General features: G+C 66.5%; 16 protein-coding genes. 8 read left to right on the top strand and 8 right to left on the bottom strand.

Annotation, left to right across the window (positions count from 1 at the left end; translation table 11 throughout):
• The first annotated feature begins 170 nt into the window (after positions 1-170).
• Positions 171-971: a DeoR/GlpR family DNA-binding transcription regulator gene (locus ACUSIJ_RS08655; RefSeq protein WP_449307973.1), complete on the top strand. Its 801-nt coding sequence runs from the start codon at positions 171-173 to the stop codon at positions 969-971.
• A 120-nt stretch (positions 972-1,091) separates the two neighbouring features.
• On the opposite strand, the gene rpoD is transcribed toward ACUSIJ_RS08655, so the two are convergent.
• From rpoD to ACUSIJ_RS08640, 3 genes are all read right to left on the bottom strand, one after another.
• The gene (rpoD, locus tag ACUSIJ_RS08650; RefSeq protein WP_449307972.1) at positions 1,092-3,119 is read right to left on the bottom strand and encodes an RNA polymerase sigma factor RpoD; all 2,028 of its coding nucleotides are present in this window, start codon (positions 3,117-3,119) and stop codon (positions 1,092-1,094) included.
• Between the two features lie 243 nt (positions 3,120-3,362).
• Positions 3,363-5,324: a DNA primase gene (dnaG, locus tag ACUSIJ_RS08645; protein WP_449307971.1), complete on the bottom strand. Its 1,962-nt coding sequence runs from the start codon at positions 5,322-5,324 to the stop codon at positions 3,363-3,365.
• A 161-nt stretch (positions 5,325-5,485) separates the two neighbouring features.
• The gene (locus ACUSIJ_RS08640) at positions 5,486-5,941 is read right to left on the bottom strand and encodes a GatB/YqeY domain-containing protein (protein WP_449307970.1); all 456 of its coding nucleotides are present in this window, start codon (positions 5,939-5,941) and stop codon (positions 5,486-5,488) included.
• 199 nt (positions 5,942-6,140) lie between these two features.
• Between ACUSIJ_RS08640 and carA the strand changes: the two genes are divergently transcribed.
• From carA to ACUSIJ_RS08620, 4 genes are all read left to right on the top strand, one after another.
• Positions 6,141-7,430 carry a glutamine-hydrolyzing carbamoyl-phosphate synthase small subunit gene (gene carA / locus ACUSIJ_RS08635; RefSeq protein WP_449307969.1) on the top strand — a complete coding sequence of 430 codons (1,290 nt, stop codon included), beginning with the start codon at positions 6,141-6,143 and terminating at the stop codon, positions 7,428-7,430.
• A gap of 384 nt (positions 7,431-7,814) precedes the next feature.
• A complete protein-coding gene (gene carB, locus ACUSIJ_RS08630; protein WP_449307968.1) occupies positions 7,815-11,147 on the top strand; it encodes a carbamoyl-phosphate synthase large subunit in 3,333 nt (1,110 codons plus the stop codon).
• 116 nt (positions 11,148-11,263) lie between these two features.
• On the top strand, positions 11,264-11,737 hold the full coding sequence (gene greA, locus ACUSIJ_RS08625) for a transcription elongation factor GreA (RefSeq protein WP_449307967.1): 474 nt from the start codon (positions 11,264-11,266) through the stop codon (positions 11,735-11,737).
• A 23-nt stretch (positions 11,738-11,760) separates the two neighbouring features.
• Positions 11,761-12,330 (top strand): twin-arginine translocation signal domain-containing protein, encoded by a 570-nt coding sequence (locus ACUSIJ_RS08620; RefSeq protein WP_449307966.1) that lies wholly within the window; start codon positions 11,761-11,763, stop codon positions 12,328-12,330.
• 18 nt (positions 12,331-12,348) lie between these two features.
• Here ACUSIJ_RS08620 and ACUSIJ_RS08615 read toward each other — a convergent pair whose 3' ends face one another.
• The 4 genes from ACUSIJ_RS08615 to ACUSIJ_RS08600 form a co-directional block, all read right to left on the bottom strand.
• A complete protein-coding gene (locus tag ACUSIJ_RS08615) occupies positions 12,349-12,657 on the bottom strand; it encodes a type II toxin-antitoxin system RelE/ParE family toxin (protein ID WP_449307965.1) in 309 nt (102 codons plus the stop codon).
• Positions 12,654-12,920, bottom strand: coding sequence for a CopG family ribbon-helix-helix protein (locus ACUSIJ_RS08610; RefSeq protein WP_449307964.1), 267 nt, complete (start codon positions 12,918-12,920; stop codon positions 12,654-12,656). The genes ACUSIJ_RS08615 and ACUSIJ_RS08610 overlap by 4 nt, the downstream gene beginning before the upstream one ends.
• A 310-nt stretch (positions 12,921-13,230) precedes the next feature.
• Entirely contained in the window at positions 13,231-13,404 is a 174-nt protein-coding gene (locus ACUSIJ_RS08605; protein ID WP_449307963.1) for a hypothetical protein, read from the bottom strand.
• Between the two features lie 35 nt (positions 13,405-13,439).
• Positions 13,440-13,913: an Lrp/AsnC family transcriptional regulator gene (locus ACUSIJ_RS08600; RefSeq protein ID WP_449308039.1), complete on the bottom strand. Its 474-nt coding sequence runs from the start codon at positions 13,911-13,913 to the stop codon at positions 13,440-13,442.
• Positions 13,914-14,222: 309 nt separating this feature from the next.
• Here ACUSIJ_RS08600 and ACUSIJ_RS08595 point away from each other — a divergent pair, with 309 nt between their 5' ends.
• The 3 genes from ACUSIJ_RS08595 to ACUSIJ_RS08585 all read left to right on the top strand — a co-directional run bounded on the left by ACUSIJ_RS08595 (position 14,223) and on the right by ACUSIJ_RS08585 (position 17,353).
• Complete coding sequence (locus tag ACUSIJ_RS08595; RefSeq protein ID WP_449307962.1) at positions 14,223-15,275, top strand: mitochondrial fission ELM1 family protein; 1,053 nt, start codon at positions 14,223-14,225, stop codon at positions 15,273-15,275.
• Positions 15,276-15,286: 11 nt separating this feature from the next.
• Positions 15,287-16,306, top strand: coding sequence for a thioredoxin-disulfide reductase (trxB, locus tag ACUSIJ_RS08590; protein WP_449307961.1), 1,020 nt, complete (start codon positions 15,287-15,289; stop codon positions 16,304-16,306).
• A gap of 156 nt (positions 16,307-16,462) precedes the next feature.
• On the top strand, positions 16,463-17,353 hold the full coding sequence (locus ACUSIJ_RS08585; protein ID WP_449307960.1) for a LysR family transcriptional regulator: 891 nt from the start codon (positions 16,463-16,465) through the stop codon (positions 17,351-17,353).
• A 968-nt stretch (positions 17,354-18,321) separates the two neighbouring features.
• Here the strand turns inward: ACUSIJ_RS08585 and ACUSIJ_RS08580 are convergent.
• Entirely contained in the window at positions 18,322-19,269 is a 948-nt protein-coding gene (locus ACUSIJ_RS08580; protein WP_449307959.1) for a ribose-phosphate pyrophosphokinase, read from the bottom strand.
• Between the last annotated feature and the right edge of the window lie 171 nt (positions 19,270-19,440).

The following is a 19,440-nucleotide window of genomic DNA, read 5'->3' as shown; positions in this document are numbered from 1 at the left end:
ATTGTGGAAAGAATGGCAGTTTCGTCCACCGCCGCTGGACCTCGTGGGCCGCTTTCGCCATCACTATTTATGGGGCATAAATGTGCGGGCGAGCCGCGATCAGGCATGATCTTTTCCAGCAAATGGTGTTCACTCCCCGGATCATGCGCCAGAATGGAGTGTAGAGGATAATGGGCGCGCGACTACACGCGGAAACCAGGCAGGAGCTGTCAGCGCGTCAGGAAGAGATACTGTCGATCGTTCATCACCAGGGGTTCGCCACGATTGACGCGCTGGCACGCCATTTCGACGTCTCGACCCAGACCATCCGCCGCGACATCATCTATCTGGACGAACTGCAGCTTCTGCAACGTTTCCATGGCGGCGCGGGGGCGCGTGAGGCGACGGTGCGGCTTGGCTATGCGGAGAAACGCATCACCGCCGCCGAGGCCAAGGAACGGGTCGCCCGTCTCACGGCGGCGCGTATCGGGCCGGACGAGACGGTATTTCTGGATGTCGGCACCACGGTGGAGGCCGTGGCGCGGGAATTGCGCGGACGCCACGATCTGCGCGTGTTCACGTCGAGCCTTGCGGCGGCGACGATCCTGTCCGGCGAGCAGGGCATGCAGGTTTTCGTCACCGGCGGCGTTCTGCGCGGCCCCGACGGCGCGCTGACCGACGAATGGACGAGCGAAGCCATCTCCCGCTTCCGCTTCGACGTCGCGGTGATCGGCTTTTCGGGCATCGACGACGACGGGGCGCTGATGGATTTCGATCTCGCCAAGGTCGCGGTGAAGCGCATCGCCGCAGCGCGCGCGGCGCGGGTCATCGCGGTGGGCGAGAGCGCGAAGCTGCTGCGCCCGGCCATCGTGCGCGTGCTGGACGCCGACCGGCTCGACGTGCTTGTCACCAGCGACAAGCCGCCGCCGCTGGTGAGCGAAACGCTCGAACTCGCCGGGGTCGAGATCGTGTTCGACGGCGATGCCGGTTGAAAGCCGCGCGACGCCTTAGCGCGCGTTCCGATCAAATGGAATCATCTGATCGATAAGGATTCGCTCAAAAGACAGAAGCGAGAGGTTTCACTGCTTCCGTGAAGCGGTGAAACCCTCCGGTCAGTTGTCGAGGAAGCTGCGCAGCTTGCGCGAGCGCGAGGGGTGCTTGAGCTTGCGCAGCGCCTTGGCCTCGATCTGGCGGATGCGTTCGCGCGTCACCGAGAACTGCTGGCCGACTTCCTCCAGCGTGTGGTCGGTGTTCATGCCGATGCCGAAGCGCATGCGCAGCACCCGCTCCTCGCGCGGGGTCAGCGAGGCGAGCACCCGCGTCGTGGTCTCGCGCAGGTTGGACTGGATCGCCGCATCGATGGGCAGGATGGCGTTCTTGTCCTCGATGAAATCGCCGAGGTGGCTGTCCTCCTCGTCGCCGATGGGCGTCTCCAGCGAGATCGGCTCCTTGGCGATCTTGAGCACCTTGCGCACTTTCTCCAGCGGCATGGCGAGCTTTTCCGCGAGCTCCTCGGGGGTAGGCTCGCGGCCGATCTCGTGCAGCATCTGGCGCGAGGTGCGCACGATCTTGTTGATCGTCTCGATCATGTGAACCGGGATGCGGATGGTTCTTGCCTGATCGGCGATGGAGCGGGTGATCGCCTGCCGGATCCACCACGTGGCATAGGTCGAGAACTTGTAGCCGCGCCGGTACTCGAACTTGTCGACCGCCTTCATCAGGCCGATATTGCCCTCCTGGATGAGATCGAGGAACTGCAAGCCGCGGTTGGTGTATTTCTTGGCGATGGAGATCACGAGACGCAGGTTCGCCTCGATCATTTCCTTCTTGGCCTGGCGCGCCTCCTTCTCGCCCTTCTGGACGAGGGAGACGATCTTGCGGAATTCGAGGATCTCGAGGCCGGTTTCGGTCGCGAGCACCTGGATCTCGTGCCTCAGCTCGCGGATGCGGTCCTTGTCGCTCGCCACGAACTCCTTCCAGCCGCGCGTGCCGAGCTTGGAGACGCGCAGGATCCACTTCGGATCGAGTTCCGAGCCCTGATACTGGCGCAGGAAGTCGTCGCGGGTGACGCCGTAGCTTTCCGACAGGCGCATCAGGCGGCCTTCGAGGCCGATCAGGCGCTTGTTGATGTCGTAGAGCTGCTCCACCAGCGCGTCGATGCGGTTCTGGTTGAGCGACAGCGACTTCACGTCGACGATGATGTCGTCCTTGAGCTTGCGGTACTTGCGCTCCTGCGCCGGCGACAGCTTGAGGTTCTGCAGGCGGTTCTCGATGTCCTGGTCCTGCAGGCGGCGCAGCTTCTTGTAGTTGTCGGCGATGCGGTCGAACGTTTCCAGCACGCGCGGCTTGAGCTCGGCTTCCATCGCCGCGAGCGACACGTTGTTTTCGATGTCGTCCTCGTCGAGTTCGCCCTCACCGCCGGAATCCTGCTCCTCGGACTCCTCCTCGCCGCCGCGCGCGGACGCGCCGATGGGCGCAGCGTCTTCCTCGCCGTCGCTCTCACCGTCGCCGCCTTCGCCCGTGCCCCGGCTTTCGGGGTCGGCGTAGGTGGCCTCGAGGTCGATGATGTCGCGCAGCAGCACCTTCGCTTCGTTCAGCTCGTCGCGCCAGATGATGATGGCCTGGAAGGTGAGGGGGCTTTCGCACAGGCCGGCGATCATCGCCTCGCGCCCGGCCTCGATGCGCTTGGCGATGGCGATCTCGCCCTCGCGCGAGAGCAGCTCCACGGAACCCATCTCGCGCAGGTACATGCGCACCGGATCGTCGGTGCGCTCGGTCGGCTCGCTGGACTTCTCGGCCTTGACGGGCAGGGTGGAGCGGGACGCCTCGACAAGATCGCCGCCGTCCGCCTCGTCGTCCGACCCTTCGCCGCTTTCGCTGTTCTCGGCGTCGGCTTCCTCGGATTCGATGACGTTGATGCCCATCTCGCTCAACTGCGAGAGGATGTCCTCGATCTGCTCGGAGGTGAATTCCTCCGGCGGCAGGACCTCGTTCAACTCGTCATATGTGACATAGCCGCGCTTCTTGGCGAGCTTGACCATGCGCCGCACGGCGGCATCGCTGAGGTCGAGCAGCGGACTGTCGGCGGACGCTTCGGCTACTTCCTGATTGTCGTCGCGTTCAGTCGTTTTCGTCGCCATGCCTTGCTCCACTCATACCCGCAGGGACCGCACTTCCCGGACCCGCACCCCGGCCGACGGAGATCGTCCACGGAGAATCGCAGCCGAATCCCATTATCCCATTGCAACGCCATAACCGCAGATGCCGCAAGAGTCCATCTCTCGAGTCCATCTCCGTCGCCGGCCGTTCCCGGTCATCGCGCGCCCTGGTGTACGATTCGATACCCCTTGCGTCGGCCCCGTCCGCCTTGCCCCGTCATCGTGTCAGGCAAGGGGCTCGCCCGCCCCGGCGCCCTGGCGCAGCGGATCCGCTTCCGCTTCCGCCCCGTCGAGGGAAGTAACCTGTGCCTGAACGTCGATCAGCCACGCCAGATTCGCCTCGCTGTCATCCTCGGCGAGCGCGTTCTGGGCGGCCCTGAGTTCCGTATGTAGCGTACGGGTGCGCCTTTGCAAGGTGACGGCCTGCCGGATGGCGGCGAGAATGTCGTCGTGCGCGCCGTCAGCCACCAGAATCCAGCGTTCGCTCGGCACCATGACGTGCGCGAGCCGCGCCACCTTCTCGGCAAGGCCCGCCCTTTCGAGATGCGCGCGGACGGCCGCCCGGTCGGATACGCCGCCGGCCACGAGTTCGAGCAGCCGCGTGCGCAGGTCGAGCGCCAGCGGGCCGGAAAAGTCGAGCGCCGCGATGTCCTCTGCGAATTCATGCAGCAGCGACGGATGAGCGACGAGGGCAAGCACGATCAGCGCCTCACGCGGCGATTCCCCACGTGCCGGGCCGAACAGGGGATGGCTCGCGAGCGCCGGCGACGCGCGCGGCGGAACGGCCGGCGCCGGGGAGAAGCCGCCCGCACCCCGGCCGGGCCGCTGGCCTGTCTGGAATGCGCCAGCGCGGAAACCGCGGCTGTCCGGTCCCATCGGGCCGTTCCACGCCGGCCGCCCGCCCTCACGCATCCGATCGCCGGGCAGCAGGGCGCGCAGACGGCTGAGCACATCGGCCCGGTAGTGGCGGCGCAGCGTCTCGTCGGCGATCTGCGCCACGCTGTCGTTGAGGCGCCGTTCCAGCGCGGCGCGTCGTTCCGGCGTGTCGAGCGGGCCTGCCTCGACTTCGCGCACCCACAGCATGTCCGAGAGCGGGCGGGCCTTGTCGAGCACCGCCGCGATCGCTTGCGCGCCGCCGGTCCGGAACAGGTCGTCGGGATCCTGCCCCTCGGGCAGCAGGGCGAACCGCACCGATTTGCCGGGCGCGAGCAGCGGCAGCACCACGTCGATGGCGCGGAAGGCAGCGCGCCGGCCGGCCGCGTCGCCGTCGAAGCACAGGATCGGCTCGTCGGCCATGCGCCACAGCAGCGTCGCCTGATCGCCGGTAAGGGCGGTGCCGAGCGGCGCGACGGTGTGCGCGAACCCCGCCATGGTCATGGCGATGACGTCGACGTAGCCCTCCACCGCGATGACGGTGCCCCGGTCGGCGGCGGGCTTCCTGGCGTTGTGCAGGTTGTAGAGCACCCGGCCCTTGTGGAAGAGCGGCGTCTCGGAGGAGTTGAGGTATTTCGCCGGAACGTCGGCGCTCATGGCGCGCCCGCCGAAGGCGATCACCCGCCCGCGCCGGTCGTGGATGGGGAACATCACCCGGTCGCGGAACCGGTCGTAGGGCACGGCGGTGTCCTCGTGCGCGACGAGCAGTCCCGCCTCGATCATGGCCTCGCGCGCAATGCCCTTCTGGGCGAGATGGTCGCGCAGCGCGAAGCGGTCGTCCGGCGCATAGCCGAGCCGGAAAAGCTGGCGCGTGCGCGCGCCGATGCCGCGCCGGTCGAGATAGGCGCGCGCCTCGCGCCCGGCGTTGCTGGCGAGAACGGCCTCGAAGAAGGCGGCGGCGAGCTCCACCACGTCATAGAGGTCGTTGCGCCGCGCCTCCTCGCGCGTAGCCTCCGGCGTGGCGACCGGCAGCGGCACGCCCGCCTCCGCCGCGAGCCGCTCCACCGCCTCGGGGAAGGCGACGCCCTCGGTCTCGATCAGAAAGGAAAAAATGTCGCCGTGCTTGCCGGAGGAGAAGCAATGATAAAAACCCTTCTGGTCGTTGACGTAGAAGGAGGGCGTCTTCTCGGCGTTGAAGGGCGACAGCCCCTTCCACTCGCGCCCCGCCTTCACGAGCCGCACGCGCCGCCCCACCACGGCGGACACCGGCAGGCGCGCCTTGATCTCTTCCAGCAGCGACGGCGGATAGCGCATGGATAGTCGTTCCACCCTGCGGACGGACATGAACCGGCGGTAGTTTCGCAGAGTCGCCCGATCCACTCCTGTTTTAATATCTATGATCGACGATGGTCCCCGCAATCCCCATCATTCTTGCACGGTATTCACAGGCAGCGGGCTTCGGGTCCGCGCGACGATCACCCCTGCGACAGCTTCGCCTTGACGACGGCGCTCGCCTTGGCGAAGTCGAGGCGGCCGGCGAAGCGTTCCTTCAGCAGGGCGATGACGCGGCCCATGTCCTTGACGCCGGCGGCGCCCGTCTCAGTGATCGCGGCCGCGATGGCGGCTTCCGTCTCGGCCTCGTCGAGCTGGGCGGGCAGGAAGGAGGCAATCACGGCGGCCTCGGCGTTCTCCTGCTCCGCGAGCTCGGCGCGGCCGGCCTCGGCGTAGATCTTCGCCGATTCCTGGCGCTGCTTGATCAGCTTCTGCAGCAGGGCGAGGATGTCGTCGTCGCTGGTCTCCCCCTTGCCCGCGCCGCGCGCCTCGATGTCCTTGTCCTTGAGGGCGGCCTGGATAAGGCGGATGGTGGACAGGCGCGGCTTGTCACCGGCTCGCATCGCCTCCTTGAGGGCGGCGCTCAGACGTTCACGCATGGCGGATCCTTACTTCCGTATGTTCTGGCCGCATGACTATGGTGTCTAAATGCGGCGTTGACGAGGGGGAGGGTCGTTCTCTAAAGAACGGCCGGAATTGTACGGTCTGGTGAGGCGCGGCATCGACCGCGATGGCGCTTGCCCTGCCGACGCCCGAAAGCAACCAGATAATACCTTGGCGAGAGGCTTTAAACCGATCATGGCGACGCTGCAAGGGACCACGCGGCAGGGAACCGCGCTGCAAGAGACCGCGCGGGCAGACAACGCTCCGCAACCCGGCCACCCGGCCGCAACAGAGGCCGGCGGCTGGCGCGACGAGGTGGCGACGGCGTTGCTCGTCCTGGCCGACGGCACGGTGCTGGAAGGCTTCGGCTTCGGCGCGGTCGGCGAGGCCACCGGCGAGGTCTGCTTCAATACCGCGATGACCGGCTATCAGGAGATCCTGACCGATCCGTCGTATCTCGGGCAGATCGTCACCTTCACCTTTCCGCACATCGGCAATGTCGGCGTCAACGACGAGGACATCGAGTCGCTGTCGCTCGCGGCCGGCAACGGCGCGGGCGGCGTCATCGTGCACGCCGACGTGACCGAGCCCGCCAACTGGCGCGCCACGCGCAGCCTCGATGCGTGGCTTGCGGCGCGCGGCATTGTCGGTCTCTCCGGCATCGACACCCGCGCGCTCGCCATCCGCGTGCGCGAGAAGGGCATGGTCAACGCCGTCATCGCCCACGACCGCCAGGGCCGCTTCGACGTGGAGGCGCTGAAGGCGAAGGCGGCCGCGCTGCCGGACATGAGCGGGCTCGATCTCGTGCCCGCCGTCACCACGGCCCAGCGTCTCGACTGGGATGAGACGTCCTGGGTGTTCGGCCAAGGCTATGGCAAGCGCGAAGACACCGGCGAGGCGGCGAGGCGGCGTGTCGTCGCCATCGATTACGGCATCAAGCGCAACATCCTGCGGCTCTTGGCCGATCGCGACTGCGAGGTCGTCGTGCTGCCCGCCACCGCTTCCGCGCAGGACGTGCTGGCGCTCGCGCCCGACGGCATCTTCCTGTCGAACGGCCCCGGCGATCCGGCCGCGACCGCCGACTACGCCGTGCCGGTGATCCGCGACCTCCTGGAGAGCCGCGTGCCGCTGTTCGGCATCTGCTTCGGCCATCAGCTGCTCGGGCTCGCGGCGGGCGGGCGCACCGTCAAGATGACCCAGGGCCACCACGGCGCCAACCACCCGGTGAAGGACGTCACCACGGGCAAGGTCGAGATCGTGTCGATGAACCACGGCTTCGCGGTCGACCGCGAATCGCTGCCGCCGAACGTGCGCGAGACGCATGTCTCGCTGTTCGACGGCTCGAACTGCGGCATCAGCCTCACCGACCGGCCGGCGTTCTCGGTTCAGCACCATCCCGAGGCCTCGCCCGGTCCGCAGGACAGCCACTACCTGTTCGACCGCTTCGTCGAACTGATCGACCGCGAGAAGGCCGTGCGACGCTGACAGGCTGGAGCGCCGGACGTTCTGAAGGAAGCAGGACATGCGCTCCAGGTTTTCGAATCTGCGCCGCTTTATCGACGGAAAGTGGTACCCGCTTTTCTGCACGCTGGATCGAAAACCGATCTGATTGCACCGGTTTTCGATCTGCGATTCCTTGTTTGGAACGAATTCTGATCGATCAAATGATTCCATTTGATCGGAAAGCGCTCTAGCCGATTCAGGGGGTTCCCTTCCTGCTCGCCTCGGTGTACACGACGCCTTTAAGTCACATTCCCGCCTCAGGCGGTCCAAATTGGCGGCCCGACAGTCACGCAGTCCGGTTTCCCTGCCGGGCGGGCTGACGCTCGGGGCGCCGTGTCATGCGCCATTTCCAGACCAGGTTCCTTCATGCCCAGACGCACCGATCTGTCCACGATACTCATCATAGGCGCGGGGCCGATCGTCATCGGTCAGGCGTGCGAGTTCGACTATTCCGGCACGCAGGCCTGCAAGGCGCTGCGCGAGGAGGGCTACCGCGTCGTTCTGGTCAATTCCAACCCCGCCACCATCATGACCGATCCGGAACTCGCCGATGCCACATACGTCGAGCCGATCACGCCGGAAGTGGTGGCCAAGATCATCGAGAAGGAGCGCTACAAGGTCCCCGGCGGCTTCGCGCTGCTGCCGACCATGGGTGGCCAGACGGCGCTCAACTGCGCGCTGTCGCTGCGCAAGCTCGGCGTGCTGGAAAAGTTCGGCGTCGAGATGATCGGCGCCACGGCCGAGGCCATCGACAAGGCCGAGGACCGCGAACTGTTCCGCGAGGCGATGACGAAGATCGGCCTCGCCACGCCGCTGTCGCATCAGGTGCGCACACTGGGCGATGCGCTTGGCGTCCTCGACGAGATCGGCCTGCCGGCCATCATCCGCCCCTCGTTCACCATGGGCGGCACGGGCGGCGGCATCGCCTACAACAAGGAAGAGTTCATCGACATCGTCGATCGCGGCATCGATGCCTCGCCCACCAACGAGGTGCTGATCGAGCAGAGCGTGCTCGGCTGGAAAGAGTACGAGATGGAGGTGGTGCGCGATCGGAACGACAATTGCATCATCGTCTGCTCCATCGAGAACATCGACCCGATGGGCGTGCACACCGGCGATTCCATCACCGTCGCGCCGGCGCTGACGCTGACCGACAAGGAATACCAGATCATGCGCGACGCCTCGCTCGCGGTGCTGCGCGAGATCGGGGTCGAGACCGGCGGCTCGAACGTGCAGTTCGCGGTCAACCCCGAGGACGGCCGCATGATCGTCATCGAGATGAACCCGCGCGTGTCGCGCTCCTCCGCGCTCGCCTCCAAGGCGACGGGCTTTCCGATCGCCAAGGTCGCGGCCAAGCTCGCGGTCGGCTATACGCTCGACGAGATCGCCAACGACATCACCGGCGGCGCGACGCCGGCCTCCTTCGAGCCGACCATCGATTATGTGGTCACCAAGATCCCGCGCTTCGCGTTCGAGAAATTCCCCGGCGCGGAGCCGACGCTGACCACGGCGATGAAGTCCGTGGGCGAGGCCATGGCCATCGGCCGCACCTTCCAGGAATCGCTGCAAAAGGCGTTGCGCTCGCTGGAGACGGGCCTCACGGGCCTGGACGAGATCGAGATTCCGGGCCTCGGCCTGGGCGACGACCGCAACGCCATCAAGGCGGCGCTCGGCACCCCCACGCCCGACCGCCTGCTGTTCGTGGCGCAGGCGCTGAGACTGGGCCTGAGCCATGAGGAGATCTACGCCTCGTGCAAGATCGACCACTGGTTCCTGTCGCAGTTGCAGGACATCGTCGATCTGGAGGTGAAGGTGAAGGCCGACGGCCTGCCGGCGACGGCGAAGGGGTTGCGCCGCCTGAAGGCCGCCGGCTTCTCGGACGCGCGGCTTGCGGTGCTCGCCGGTTCGAGCGAGGCCGAGGTGCGCAAGCGGCGCCGCGATCTTGGCGTGCGTCCCGTGTTCAAGCGCATCGACACCTGCGCCGGCGAGTTCGCCGCGCCCACCGCCTATATGTATTCGACCTACGCGCCGTCCTTCGGCGGCGTCCCTGCCGACGAGGCGTTCCCCTCCGGCCGGCGCAAGGTGGTGATTCTCGGCGGCGGCCCCAACCGCATCGGGCAAGGCATCGAGTTCGACTACTGCTGCTGCCACGCCTCCTTCGCGCTCAGGGCGGCGGATTACGAGACCATCATGGTCAACTGCAACCCCGAGACCGTCTCGACCGATTACGACACCTCCGACCGCCTCTATTTCGAGCCGCTCACGGCCGAGGACGTGCTGGAGATCATCGACGTCGAGCGCTCGAAGGGCGAGCTGCGCGGCGTGATCGTGCAGTTCGGCGGCCAGACGCCGCTGAAGCTCGCCCGCGCCTTGGAGGAGGACCGCGTGCCGATTCTGGGCACCTCGCCCGACGCCATCGATCTCGCCGAGGATCGCGACCGCTTCAAGCGCCTCCTCGACAAGCTCGGCCTGCGCCAGCCGAAGAACGGCATCGCGTTTTCGGTGGAGCAGAGCCGGCTCATCGCGGCGGAGGTCGGGCTGCCGCTCGTGGTGCGTCCCTCCTACGTGCTCGGCGGGCGGGCGATGGCCATCATCCGCGACGAGGAGACGCTCGGCGACTACCTGCTCGGCACGCTGCCGGCGCTGGTGCCGCACGACATCAAGGCGCGCTACCCCAACGACAAGACCGGGCAGATCAACACCCTGCTGGGCAAGAACCCGCTGCTGTTCGACCGCTATGTGTCGGACGCCATCGAGGTCGATGTCGACGCGCTCAGTGACGGCAAGGACGTGTTCATCGCCGGCATCATGGAGCATATCGAGGAAGCGGGCATCCATTCGGGCGATTCCGCCTGTTCGCTGCCGCCCCACTCGCTGTCGGCCGCGGTCATTGCCGAGATCGAGCGCCAGACCCGCGAGCTGGCGCTGGCGCTCAACGTCGTCGGGCTGATGAACGTGCAGTTCGCGGTCAAGGGCGATGACATCTACGTGCTGGAGGTCAACCCGCGCGCCTCGCGCACGGTGCCGTTCGTCGCCAAGGTGGTCGGCGAGCCCTTCGCGCGCATCGCCGCGCGCATCATGGCGGGCGAATCGCTGGCGGACTTCCATCTGAAACCGAAGGTTCTCGGCCATATCGGTGTGAAGGAAGCGGTTTTTCCCTTCGCCCGCTTTCCTGGTGTGGATATCCTGCTCGGGCCGGAGATGCGCTCCACCGGCGAGGTTATCGGCCTCGACACGAATTTCGGCGCGGCCTTCGCCAAGAGCCAGCTCGGCGGCGGCACCAAGGTGCCGGTGGGGGGCACCGTGTTCGTCTCCGTGCGCGACGCGGACAAGCAGCGTATTCTCCCGACCGTCAAGGCCCTGGTCGAGCTTGGCTTTTCCATCGTGGCCACGAGCGGCACGGCGCGTTTCCTGCGCGAGCAGGGCGTCGAGGTGGCGCTGATCAACAAGGTGCTGGAAGGCCGGCCGCATATCGTCGATCTCATCAAGAACGGCGGCGTGCAGCTCGTCTTCAACACGACCGAGGGCGCGCAGGCGCTCGCCGATTCCCGTTCGCTTCGCCGGACAGCCCTCTTGCATAAGGTGCCGTACTACACCACTCTAGCCGGAGCGATCGCTGCGGCGGAGGGCATCCGCGCCTGGAAGGGGGGGGCGCTGGAAGTGCGGGCTCTGCAGGAATACTGGCCGTCCGGGGCATGAGGCCGGCCGTCAATGAAGACCTGTCTGATTGCGGCGCGTTCACGCGCCGGAATATCGATCTCTTGCGGGGCGCCCATCGTGCGCCCCGCGTTTACATCTGACGACGGAAACGAGAAATGGAAAAGATCCCCATGACCGCCGCAGGCTATGCGGCTTTGGAGGCAGAACTGAAGCGCCGTCAACAGGAGGACCGCCAGCGCATCATCGAGGCGATCGCCGAGGCGCGCGCTCATGGCGACCTGTCGGAAAACGCCGAGTACCACGCTGCCAAGGAGCAGCAGAGCCTCAATGAGGGTCGCATCCTGGAACTGGAGGGCTTCATCTCCCGCGCCGACATCATCGACGTGTCGAAATTGAGCGGCGACAAGGTCAAGTTCGGCGCCACGGTTAAGCTCGTCGATGAAGACACCGACCAGGAGAAGGTGTATCAAATTGTTGGCGAACCGGAAGCGGACGCCAGTTCCGGCAAGGTCTCCATCGCCTCACCCATCGCGCGCGCCCTCATCGGCAAGGCGGTCGGCGACTCGGTCGAGGTGGTGACGCCGGGTGGCGGCAAGTCCTACGAGATCGTCGACGTCGCCTACAAGTGAGCCCGTATCCCCGGAGGTGCGCGATGGCTGGCAATTCGCAGAGAAGAATATCGCGTCGGAACTTCATCGGGGTAGCTGGAACGGCCGTCGCTTCGGCGGCGCTCCTGGGCGGGTGCGTATCGTCGCGCGATGTGCCGCTTTCGCCGGCGGATGCCGCCGCGCTGCGGCTGCGGTCGATCGCCGTCGATGTGTCGCCGCTCGTGGCGCTTGGCCTCTCCCCCTGGGCCAGGCTGGTGAAATCCACCATCGAGCCCGAACTCGCGCGCCTGTTCGCCGCCCGCCTCACTCCCGGCGACAGGCGCGCCGACAGGCTCGTCGTGCGCGTCGATGCCGTCACCCTCGCCGCATGGGCGGGCAGCAGCAGCGGCGGCGGCCGCTGGCTCAGTGGCGGCGGGGACACCGATTACATGGAGGGCTATGCCATCGTCATCGGCGCGGACGGCGCCGAACGGGCGCGCCGCCACATCCTGCTGGCCCTGTCGTCGGATTTTTCGGGGGCGTGGTACCTGCCGGACATCGACACCCGGCGTGTGATCGGCCTCTCGCGCGTCTTCGCCCAATGGGTGCACGACCGGCTGGTGGGGCGCCGCTGAGGCCGCCGCGGCGAAGGGTTACGGCTGCGGCCACGCCCCGGCCTGCCAGTCGCGCGACGTGTGGATCACGCGCAGGATGACGACGCTTTCGCTGCCCGCAACATACCGCAGCTCATAGACGATGACATATGGCAGGCGCGGGACGGATTTCTCATAGGTGCCCGCCACCCGGCCCGGCCGTCCTGTCGCAAGGGCGCCAAGCTTGTTTCCGGCCGTTTCGATTGCGTCGACAACCTTCTCCGCGGCGGCGGCGTTGTCGTCCGCGATATGACGCAGAATGTCCAGGTAGTCCCGCCCTGCTTCGTCCGACCAGATAACCGGCCTCATCCACGTGCGGCTTTTTTCTTCGCTTCAGCGATGATCTGGCGGGCTTCTGCCATTACCTGTTCATGCGGCACGAGCCGGCCGGCCTCGGCGTCCGCCAGTCCGCGCTTGATGCCCTCGATGATCGCAAGCTCGCGCTCGACATAGGCGGCGAGCGCCTCGCCGGCGAGGAACGATTTGCTGCGCCGGGTGTCGGCGGCGATGCGGTCGAGCTTTTCCTTGACGTCCGGGCGCACGCGGATGGTCATGGTGGTGCTGGCGGACATGGTGCTATCCTCCTGTGTTGAACTGTATACATCCTAGCACAACGGAGCGGGGTGCGTCATCCTCATAGCCCGGTCACGCGCCGGCGCCGGCCGTGCGCGCGATCACGAAGGCGACGCGCTGCGGCACCGGCATACGCGGAAGCTCGATCAGCGCGTAGCCGAGTTCCGTGTAGACCGTCACCATCGCCTCAGAGGTGCGGATCGCCTCGGCGAGATCCTGCTTGCGCTCCGCGTCCTGGTGGAAGATCTTCGGGCGGGGCGATGAACACCTGCCTGTTGTAGCGGAACCGCTCCGCTGCTGTGCGTGATGTCAGAGGGCGCGGTGTTTCCCACGGGAACTTGCTGCGTAGGGGGCGGGTTCGACCAGCTGCGCATTTTGCCAGAACGTTTCATCGAGCGGCGGAATATCGCTCGTATCGATGGCGCCCTCCGGCAGGTCGGCCAGTTCCTCGATGGTCAGTTCTTTGGCGTAGCGCTTGTTCATGGCGGTCCCTTGCTGCGCGTCTGGCCGGAAGGCCCCTACCGCACGTTCTCCAGCGGCACGGGCGGTGCGTCCTTCACGTGGGCGACGGTGAGGGCGGTGCGGACGTTGCGCACGTTGGGCAGGGAGGTGAGATCCAGTACGAGCTTCTGGAACGAGTGCAGGTCGCGCGCCACGCATTTCAGCAGGAAGTCGATGTCGCCCGACAGCGACCAGCACTCGCGCACGATGGACCAGTTACGGATGTAGCCCTCGAACTGGGCGAGATCCTGTCCCGCCTGGCTCGACAACTGGACCATGGCGAAACATGTGATGTCGAAGCCGAGCATCTTGCCGTCGAGCAAGGCCCGGTAGCCGCGGATGACGCCGGCGTCCTCCAGCGCGCGCACGCGGCGCAGGCAGGGCGGCGCGGACAGGCCGGCGCGACGGGCGAGTTCGACATTCGTCAATCGCCCGTCGTCCTGCAGTTCCTTGAGAATTTTCCAGTCGGTCGCGTCGAGTTCGATGGACAGGCGGTCAAGGGGCAAGCGATGAATTCCTTCATTGGCCGTGGCGTTGCGGCGCCCGAGGCGACGCATTTTGCAGAAACAGCGCGTTTCGGGTTATTTTGTGCAAGAAGGGCGACATATATCAGATTTTCATGCGTTCGGTGCCGAAAAGTGCAGCCTGCCCCGCGACCAGGGCGGGGCGGGTCCGGGGAGCGGGCCAGCCGCTGGCGGATGTTGCCAACGTGCTAGCATAGTTTGTGATTTTCATGCTCTATGAAACCCGCGTCGCCGCCGGCGGTCCCGACGGTTCCACCCACGCACGAGCGGATCAGCATGTCGTTCCCGTCCTCATTCCCGCCTCCAGCCGCCTCGCCCGCGGGCGCCACGTGCTGGGTGCTGACAGACGGCAAGGCCGGCGACGAGATGCAATGCCTCGGCGTTGCGCAGGCGCTGGCGGAGCAGATGGCGCTCAGCGCCATCGATGTGCGCCGTGTGCGGCCGCGCGCGCCCTTCGTGTGGCTGATGCCGTGGGGCGGCATCGACCCGCGCGAGGCGCCCACGCGGGCCGGATCGCCCATCGCGCCGCCGTTCCCGGATATCCTGATCGCCTCCGGCCGGCGCGCGGTGCCCTATGTGCGGGCGGTCAGGCGGGCCTCGGGCGGGCGCACGTTCACGGTCTTCCTCAAGGATCCGCGCACCGGCCCGGGCGCCGCCGACCTCATCTGGGTGGCGGAACATGACCGGCTGCGCGCCGACAATGTCGTCGTCACGCTGACGGCGCCGCATCGCATCTCGCAGGAGCGGCTGGCCGAGGCGCGGCGCAATCCCCCCGAGCGGCTCGCCGCCCTGGCGCGGCCGCGCGTCGCTGTGCTCGCCGGCGGCGACAGCCGCCATCACCGGTTTCTCGACAGCGATGTCCGCGCGTTTCTGCAGCATCTTGACGCGCTGACGCGGGAGGGGGCGACGTTGATGGCCACCGTCTCGCGGCGCACGCCGCCGGCCCTGACCGAGGGCCTGCGGCGCATCGTGGCGAGAAGCGGGGGCTTCCTGTGGGACGGCACGGGTAATTCTGCGGATAATCCCTATATCGCCCTGCTGGCGCTTGCCGACTGGGTTGTCGTTACGGCGGATTCGTCCAATATGCTTGGAGAGGCTGCGGCGACCGGCGCGCCCTTGCTGGTTTTCGAGCCCACAGGAGGGCATGCGAAGTTCAGAAGGCTTCTGGACGGGCTGGAAAAGTGCGGTATCGCACGCCCGTTGCGCGGAAAGCTTGAAGGCAACGCATACCTCCCGTTAGATACAACGGTGACCGTCGCGCGGGCGATCGCCCGATCGTTCGCGGCTCGCGGCTCGCGCTCCGGCGCGGAAGCGGGCGCAATGCCCTGAATGGAAACGTCATGAACCTGTCTGCTTCCGCCTCTGCCCCGGCATCCGCGCCCATCAACCCCGCGAAGGGCGGCGAAACGCACACGAAACTGCTGATCGTCGGTTCCGGTCCCGCCGGCTACACTGCGGCAATCTATGCGGCGCGCGCATTGCTGGAGCCGGTGCTGGTGTCGGGCCTGCAAGTGGGCGGGCAGCTCACCATCACCACCGATGTCGAGAACTATCCCGGCTTCGCCGACCCGATCCAGGGCCCCTGGCTCGTCGAGCAGATGCGCCTGCAGGCGGAGCATGTTGGCGCGCGGCTCGTATCCGACACCATCGTGTCGGCGGATCTGTCGGTGCGTCCGTTCCGGCTCGTGGGCGACAGCGGCTATGTCTATCTGGGCGACGCGCTGGTGATCGCCACGGGCGCGCAGGCGAAATGGCTCGGGCTTGCATCGGAGCAGATTTTCCAGGGCTTTGGCGTATCGGCCTGCGCCACCTGCGACGGGTTCTTCTTCCGCAACCGCGAGGTCGTGGTCGTCGGCGGCGGCAACACCGCCGTGGAGGAGGCGCTCTATCTGGCCCAGATCGCGTCGAAGGTGACGCTGGTGCACCGGCGCGACTCGCTCAGGGCCGAGCGCATCCTTCAGGACCGGCTGTTCGCCAACCCGAAGATCGAGGTGGTGTGGAACCACACCGTCGAGGAGATCGTCGGACAGGACCTGCCGCGCTCCGTCACCGGCGTGCGGCTGCGCGACGTGGTGTCGGGCGCCGTGACGGAACGCAAGGCCGAAGGGGTGTTCGTCGCCATCGGCCACAAGCCGGAAAGCGGCCTGTTCGCCGGCCAGCTCGACCTCACCCCCACGGGCTATATCAGCATCACGCCCGGCAGCACGCAGACCAGCGTCGCGGGCGTGTTCGCGGCCGGCGACGTGGCGGACGAGATCTATCGGCAGGCGGTGACGGCGGCGGGGCTCGGTTGTATGGCGGCGCTCGACGCCGAACGATGGCTCGCCGCGCAGGAGACGTTGCGGCTGGCCGCGGAGTGATTTCAGCGCGTGATTTCAGCGTCAATGGCGGCAAGGCGTCGCGACGCGACGCGGGGGCGGCAGGGCGCCGCAAGGCGGCAGGAGAAGACCGTCCGCGCACGGACGCGGGCGGCGGGATAACGCCGAGGGCGGAGACGACGGGGCAGGGGACGGGCCGTGGATTGGGACAAGGTGCGAATTTTCTACACCGTGGCGGAGGCGGGCAGCTTTACACGGGCGGGCGAGGATCTGGGTCTGAGCCAGTCGGCGGTGAGCCGCCAGGTCAGCGCGCTGGAGAGGGACCTCAAGGCGCCGCTGTTCCACCGCCACGCGCGCGGCCTCATCCTCACCGAGCAGGGCGAGCTGCTGTTCCGTGCTGCGCGCGACATGACCATGCGCCTCGAATCCACCCGCGCACGACTGTCGGAATCGCGCGAGCGGCCGTCGGGAACGCTGCGCGTCACCACGACGCCCGGGCTCGGCACCCACTGGCTGGCGTCGCGCCTCGGCGAGTTCATGGATCTCTATCCCGATATCCGCATCGAACTGCTCTTGACCGATGACGAGCTCGACCTGTCGATGCGGGAAGCGGACGTCGCCATCCGCCTGCGCCAGCCGGTGCAGGGAGACCTCATCCAGCGGCGGCTGTTCACCGTGCACTTCCACGCCTACGCCGCGACGGAATATCTCAAGCGCTTCGGACAGCCGGAACGCCTGTCGGACCTCGACAACCACCGCATCCTGAGCTTCGGCGGCGCGGTGCCCCACTATCTGCAGGCGGTGCACTGGCTGGCGACCGCCGGCCGCGACGCCAAGGACCCGCGCACCTGCCACCTGCTGGTCAACAACATCAGCTCGCTGAAGAAGGCGGTCGAGAAGGGTGCGGGGCTCGCGGTGCTGCCGGACTTCATCGTCGAGCCGGGGCTCGGGCTGGTGCAGTTGCTGTCCGACGTGGAAATGCCGGTCCTCGACAGCTATCTGGTGTTTCCGGAAGAGATGAAGAACGTCGCCCGGGTGCAGGTTTTTCGCGATTTCCTGATCGGCAAGGCGCAGCGCTGGACCTACTGAACGTCCACTACCTGTGCTCCGGGTCTTCGGCCGGCCGCGTGCGGGCCCTGCGGAGCGTGCTGATTCGCGCGCCGTATGAGGACATGGCGCGATATGCGCTCTGATTCCATCGCGAAACCGGGCCGCGCGTTCCCTTGCGTACCGTCCGATCGGGCCGTGTTTTCGTCCGCGCCGTCGTTTCATGACGCACTGTGCACGGTGGATGCGCCGAAATAGGCAGTGATGTGCAATTTCTGGCCATCGCCGGCTAATAATTGACCATTCAGATAGACCATGCGGCATATGCATGCCTGTTATGTAGTCTGCTGCATTGCAAAATAGCAGCAATGCAGGCATTCTGACCACGGTTGAGACCGATGAGCTCCGCACCTCCTCCCGGCGTAGAGCTTGTTTCAACCGTTCCCCTCTGGAAGTTCCAGCCTTAGCTGGAGCTACTTTCAGGCCGAATTCCCTAGTGGAATTCGGCCTCTTTTTTTGTCGCCCGCCACAATCGACCACAGTCAAGGCTTTCAGCCCGCCGCCGGGAAGGAGGGCGCATCTGCATTGGCCCATTTCACGAATGTTGGCCGGATTAACGAAAAATTAACGATCATCATTGTTAATTATATGGTTTGTAACGGGCACCCCGTGGAATGAGATGCAGCCGGCCCCACATCGGGCGGCCGGGCAGGGCGTTTGTGCGCCGCACTACATTAACGGATTGCGCGATGTGCATGGCCTGATGCGCGGGACCTGACGTCACGGCCCGGGAGCGCGCCCGATCCGGCGGGACCGCATCGCGCGGCGCGATTTGGCCGGGCGCGATGCGACCGCGCCGAATGGGATTTTCCTTCGCAACTCCCTGATTTGGCGTGGATTCCGACCGGCCGGAGGTTCCGTTGCGAAGCTGGTCCGGGGGCGGCGTGTGTGAACGGACGCCCCGCATGCCGGACGCGGGGGCACCGGGCGCCGGCATTCGCCGCTTTGGATCAGTCGAAGAGGCTGGAGACGCTCGATTCCGTCGCCGTGCGGCCGATGGCCTCGCCGAGCAGCGTCGAGATGGTGATGGTGCGGATGTTGTGCGCGACCTTGATGGCCTCCGTCGCCTGAATGGAATCGGTGATGACGAGTTCCTTCAGGCGCGACGAGGCGATGCGCGCCACCGCCCCGCCCGAGAGCACGCCGTGGGTGCAGTAGGCGTAGACCTCCTTCGCGCCCTTGGCCAGCAGGGCGTCGGCGGCATTGCAGAGCGTGCCGCCCGAGTCGATGATGTCGTCGACCAGGATGCAGCTCTTGTCGGTGACGTCGCCGATGATGTTCATCACCTCGGACTCGCCCGGCCGCTCGCGGCGCTTGTCGACGATGGCGAGCGGCGCGTCGATGCGCTTGGCCAGCGCCCGCGCGCGCACCACGCCGCCGACGTCCGGCGACACCACCATGGCGTTGGACAGGTCCTCCACCCGCTCGCGGATGTCACGCACCATGACCGGCGCGGCGAACAGGTTGTCGGTGGGGATGTCGAAGAAGCCCTGGATCTGGCCGGCGTGCAGATCGACGGTCAGCACGCGGTCGGCGCCGGCGTGGGTGATGAGATTGGCGACGAGCTTGGCGGAGATCGGCGTGCGGCCGGTGGCGCGCCTGTCCTGCCGGGCATAGCCGAAATAGGGGATCACCGCCGTGATGCGCTTGGCCGACGAACGGCGCAGCGCGTCGGTGATGATCAGGAGCTCCATCAGGTGATCGTTCGCCGGAAACGAGGTCGACTGGATGATGAACACGTCCTCGCCGCGGACGTTCTCCTGAATCTCGACAAAGATCTCCATGTCGGCGAAGCGGCGCACGAGACACGAGGCGAGCGGTACTTCGAGGTAGTTTGAAATCGCCTCGGCGAGCGGGCGGTTGGAGTTGCCCGCAACGAGTTTGATCGAGGGTTTCATCCGGCCATTTCCTTATATTGGGTTCAACGCGCGACGGCTTCCGATCCAGCGCTCCGCCGGGAGCGTGAGCACGTGAGGTATGAGCCATTCCCAGGCCCACACGCAAGGTTTGCACACACGCAAGGTTTGACGCGCACATATCAGCGGTGAGGCGCGCGAACAATAGTCCCG

It is taken from the genome of Pseudochelatococcus sp. B33 (assembly GCF_053570585.1).
Note: the sequence above shows the minus strand (reverse complement) of the source record. Positions and strands in the feature narration are given on the sequence as shown.

What these genes read in the sequence shown, in the direction of transcription:
- ACUSIJ_RS08605 (WP_449307963.1), bottom strand. Translation starts at nt 13,404, where the DNA reads ATGAACAAGCGCTACGCCAAAGAACTGACCATCGAGGAACTGGCCGAC.
- greA (WP_449307967.1), top strand. Translation starts at nt 11,264, where the DNA reads ATGGAAAAGATCCCCATGACCGCCGCAGGCTATGCGGCTTTGGAGGCA.
- ACUSIJ_RS08655 (WP_449307973.1), top strand. Translation starts at nt 171, where the DNA reads ATGGGCGCGCGACTACACGCGGAAACCAGGCAGGAGCTGTCAGCGCGT.
- ACUSIJ_RS08580 (WP_449307959.1), bottom strand. Translation starts at nt 19,269, where the DNA reads ATGAAACCCTCGATCAAACTCGTTGCGGGCAACTCCAACCGCCCGCTC.
- ACUSIJ_RS08620 (WP_449307966.1), top strand. Translation starts at nt 11,761, where the DNA reads ATGGCTGGCAATTCGCAGAGAAGAATATCGCGTCGGAACTTCATCGGG.
- ACUSIJ_RS08595 (WP_449307962.1), top strand. Translation starts at nt 14,223, where the DNA reads ATGTCGTTCCCGTCCTCATTCCCGCCTCCAGCCGCCTCGCCCGCGGGC.
- dnaG (WP_449307971.1), bottom strand. Translation starts at nt 5,324, where the DNA reads ATGCGCTATCCGCCGTCGCTGCTGGAAGAGATCAAGGCGCGCCTGCCG.
- carA (WP_449307969.1), top strand. Translation starts at nt 6,141, where the DNA reads ATGGCGACGCTGCAAGGGACCACGCGGCAGGGAACCGCGCTGCAAGAG.
- ACUSIJ_RS08615 (WP_449307965.1), bottom strand. Translation starts at nt 12,657, where the DNA reads ATGAGGCCGGTTATCTGGTCGGACGAAGCAGGGCGGGACTACCTGGAC.
- carB (WP_449307968.1), top strand. Translation starts at nt 7,815, where the DNA reads ATGCCCAGACGCACCGATCTGTCCACGATACTCATCATAGGCGCGGGG.
- ACUSIJ_RS08640 (WP_449307970.1), bottom strand. Translation starts at nt 5,941, where the DNA reads ATGCGTGAACGTCTGAGCGCCGCCCTCAAGGAGGCGATGCGAGCCGGT.
- trxB (WP_449307961.1), top strand. Translation starts at nt 15,287, where the DNA reads ATGAACCTGTCTGCTTCCGCCTCTGCCCCGGCATCCGCGCCCATCAAC.
- rpoD (WP_449307972.1), bottom strand. Translation starts at nt 3,119, where the DNA reads ATGGCGACGAAAACGACTGAACGCGACGACAATCAGGAAGTAGCCGAA.
- ACUSIJ_RS08610 (WP_449307964.1), bottom strand. Translation starts at nt 12,920, where the DNA reads ATGTCCGCCAGCACCACCATGACCATCCGCGTGCGCCCGGACGTCAAG.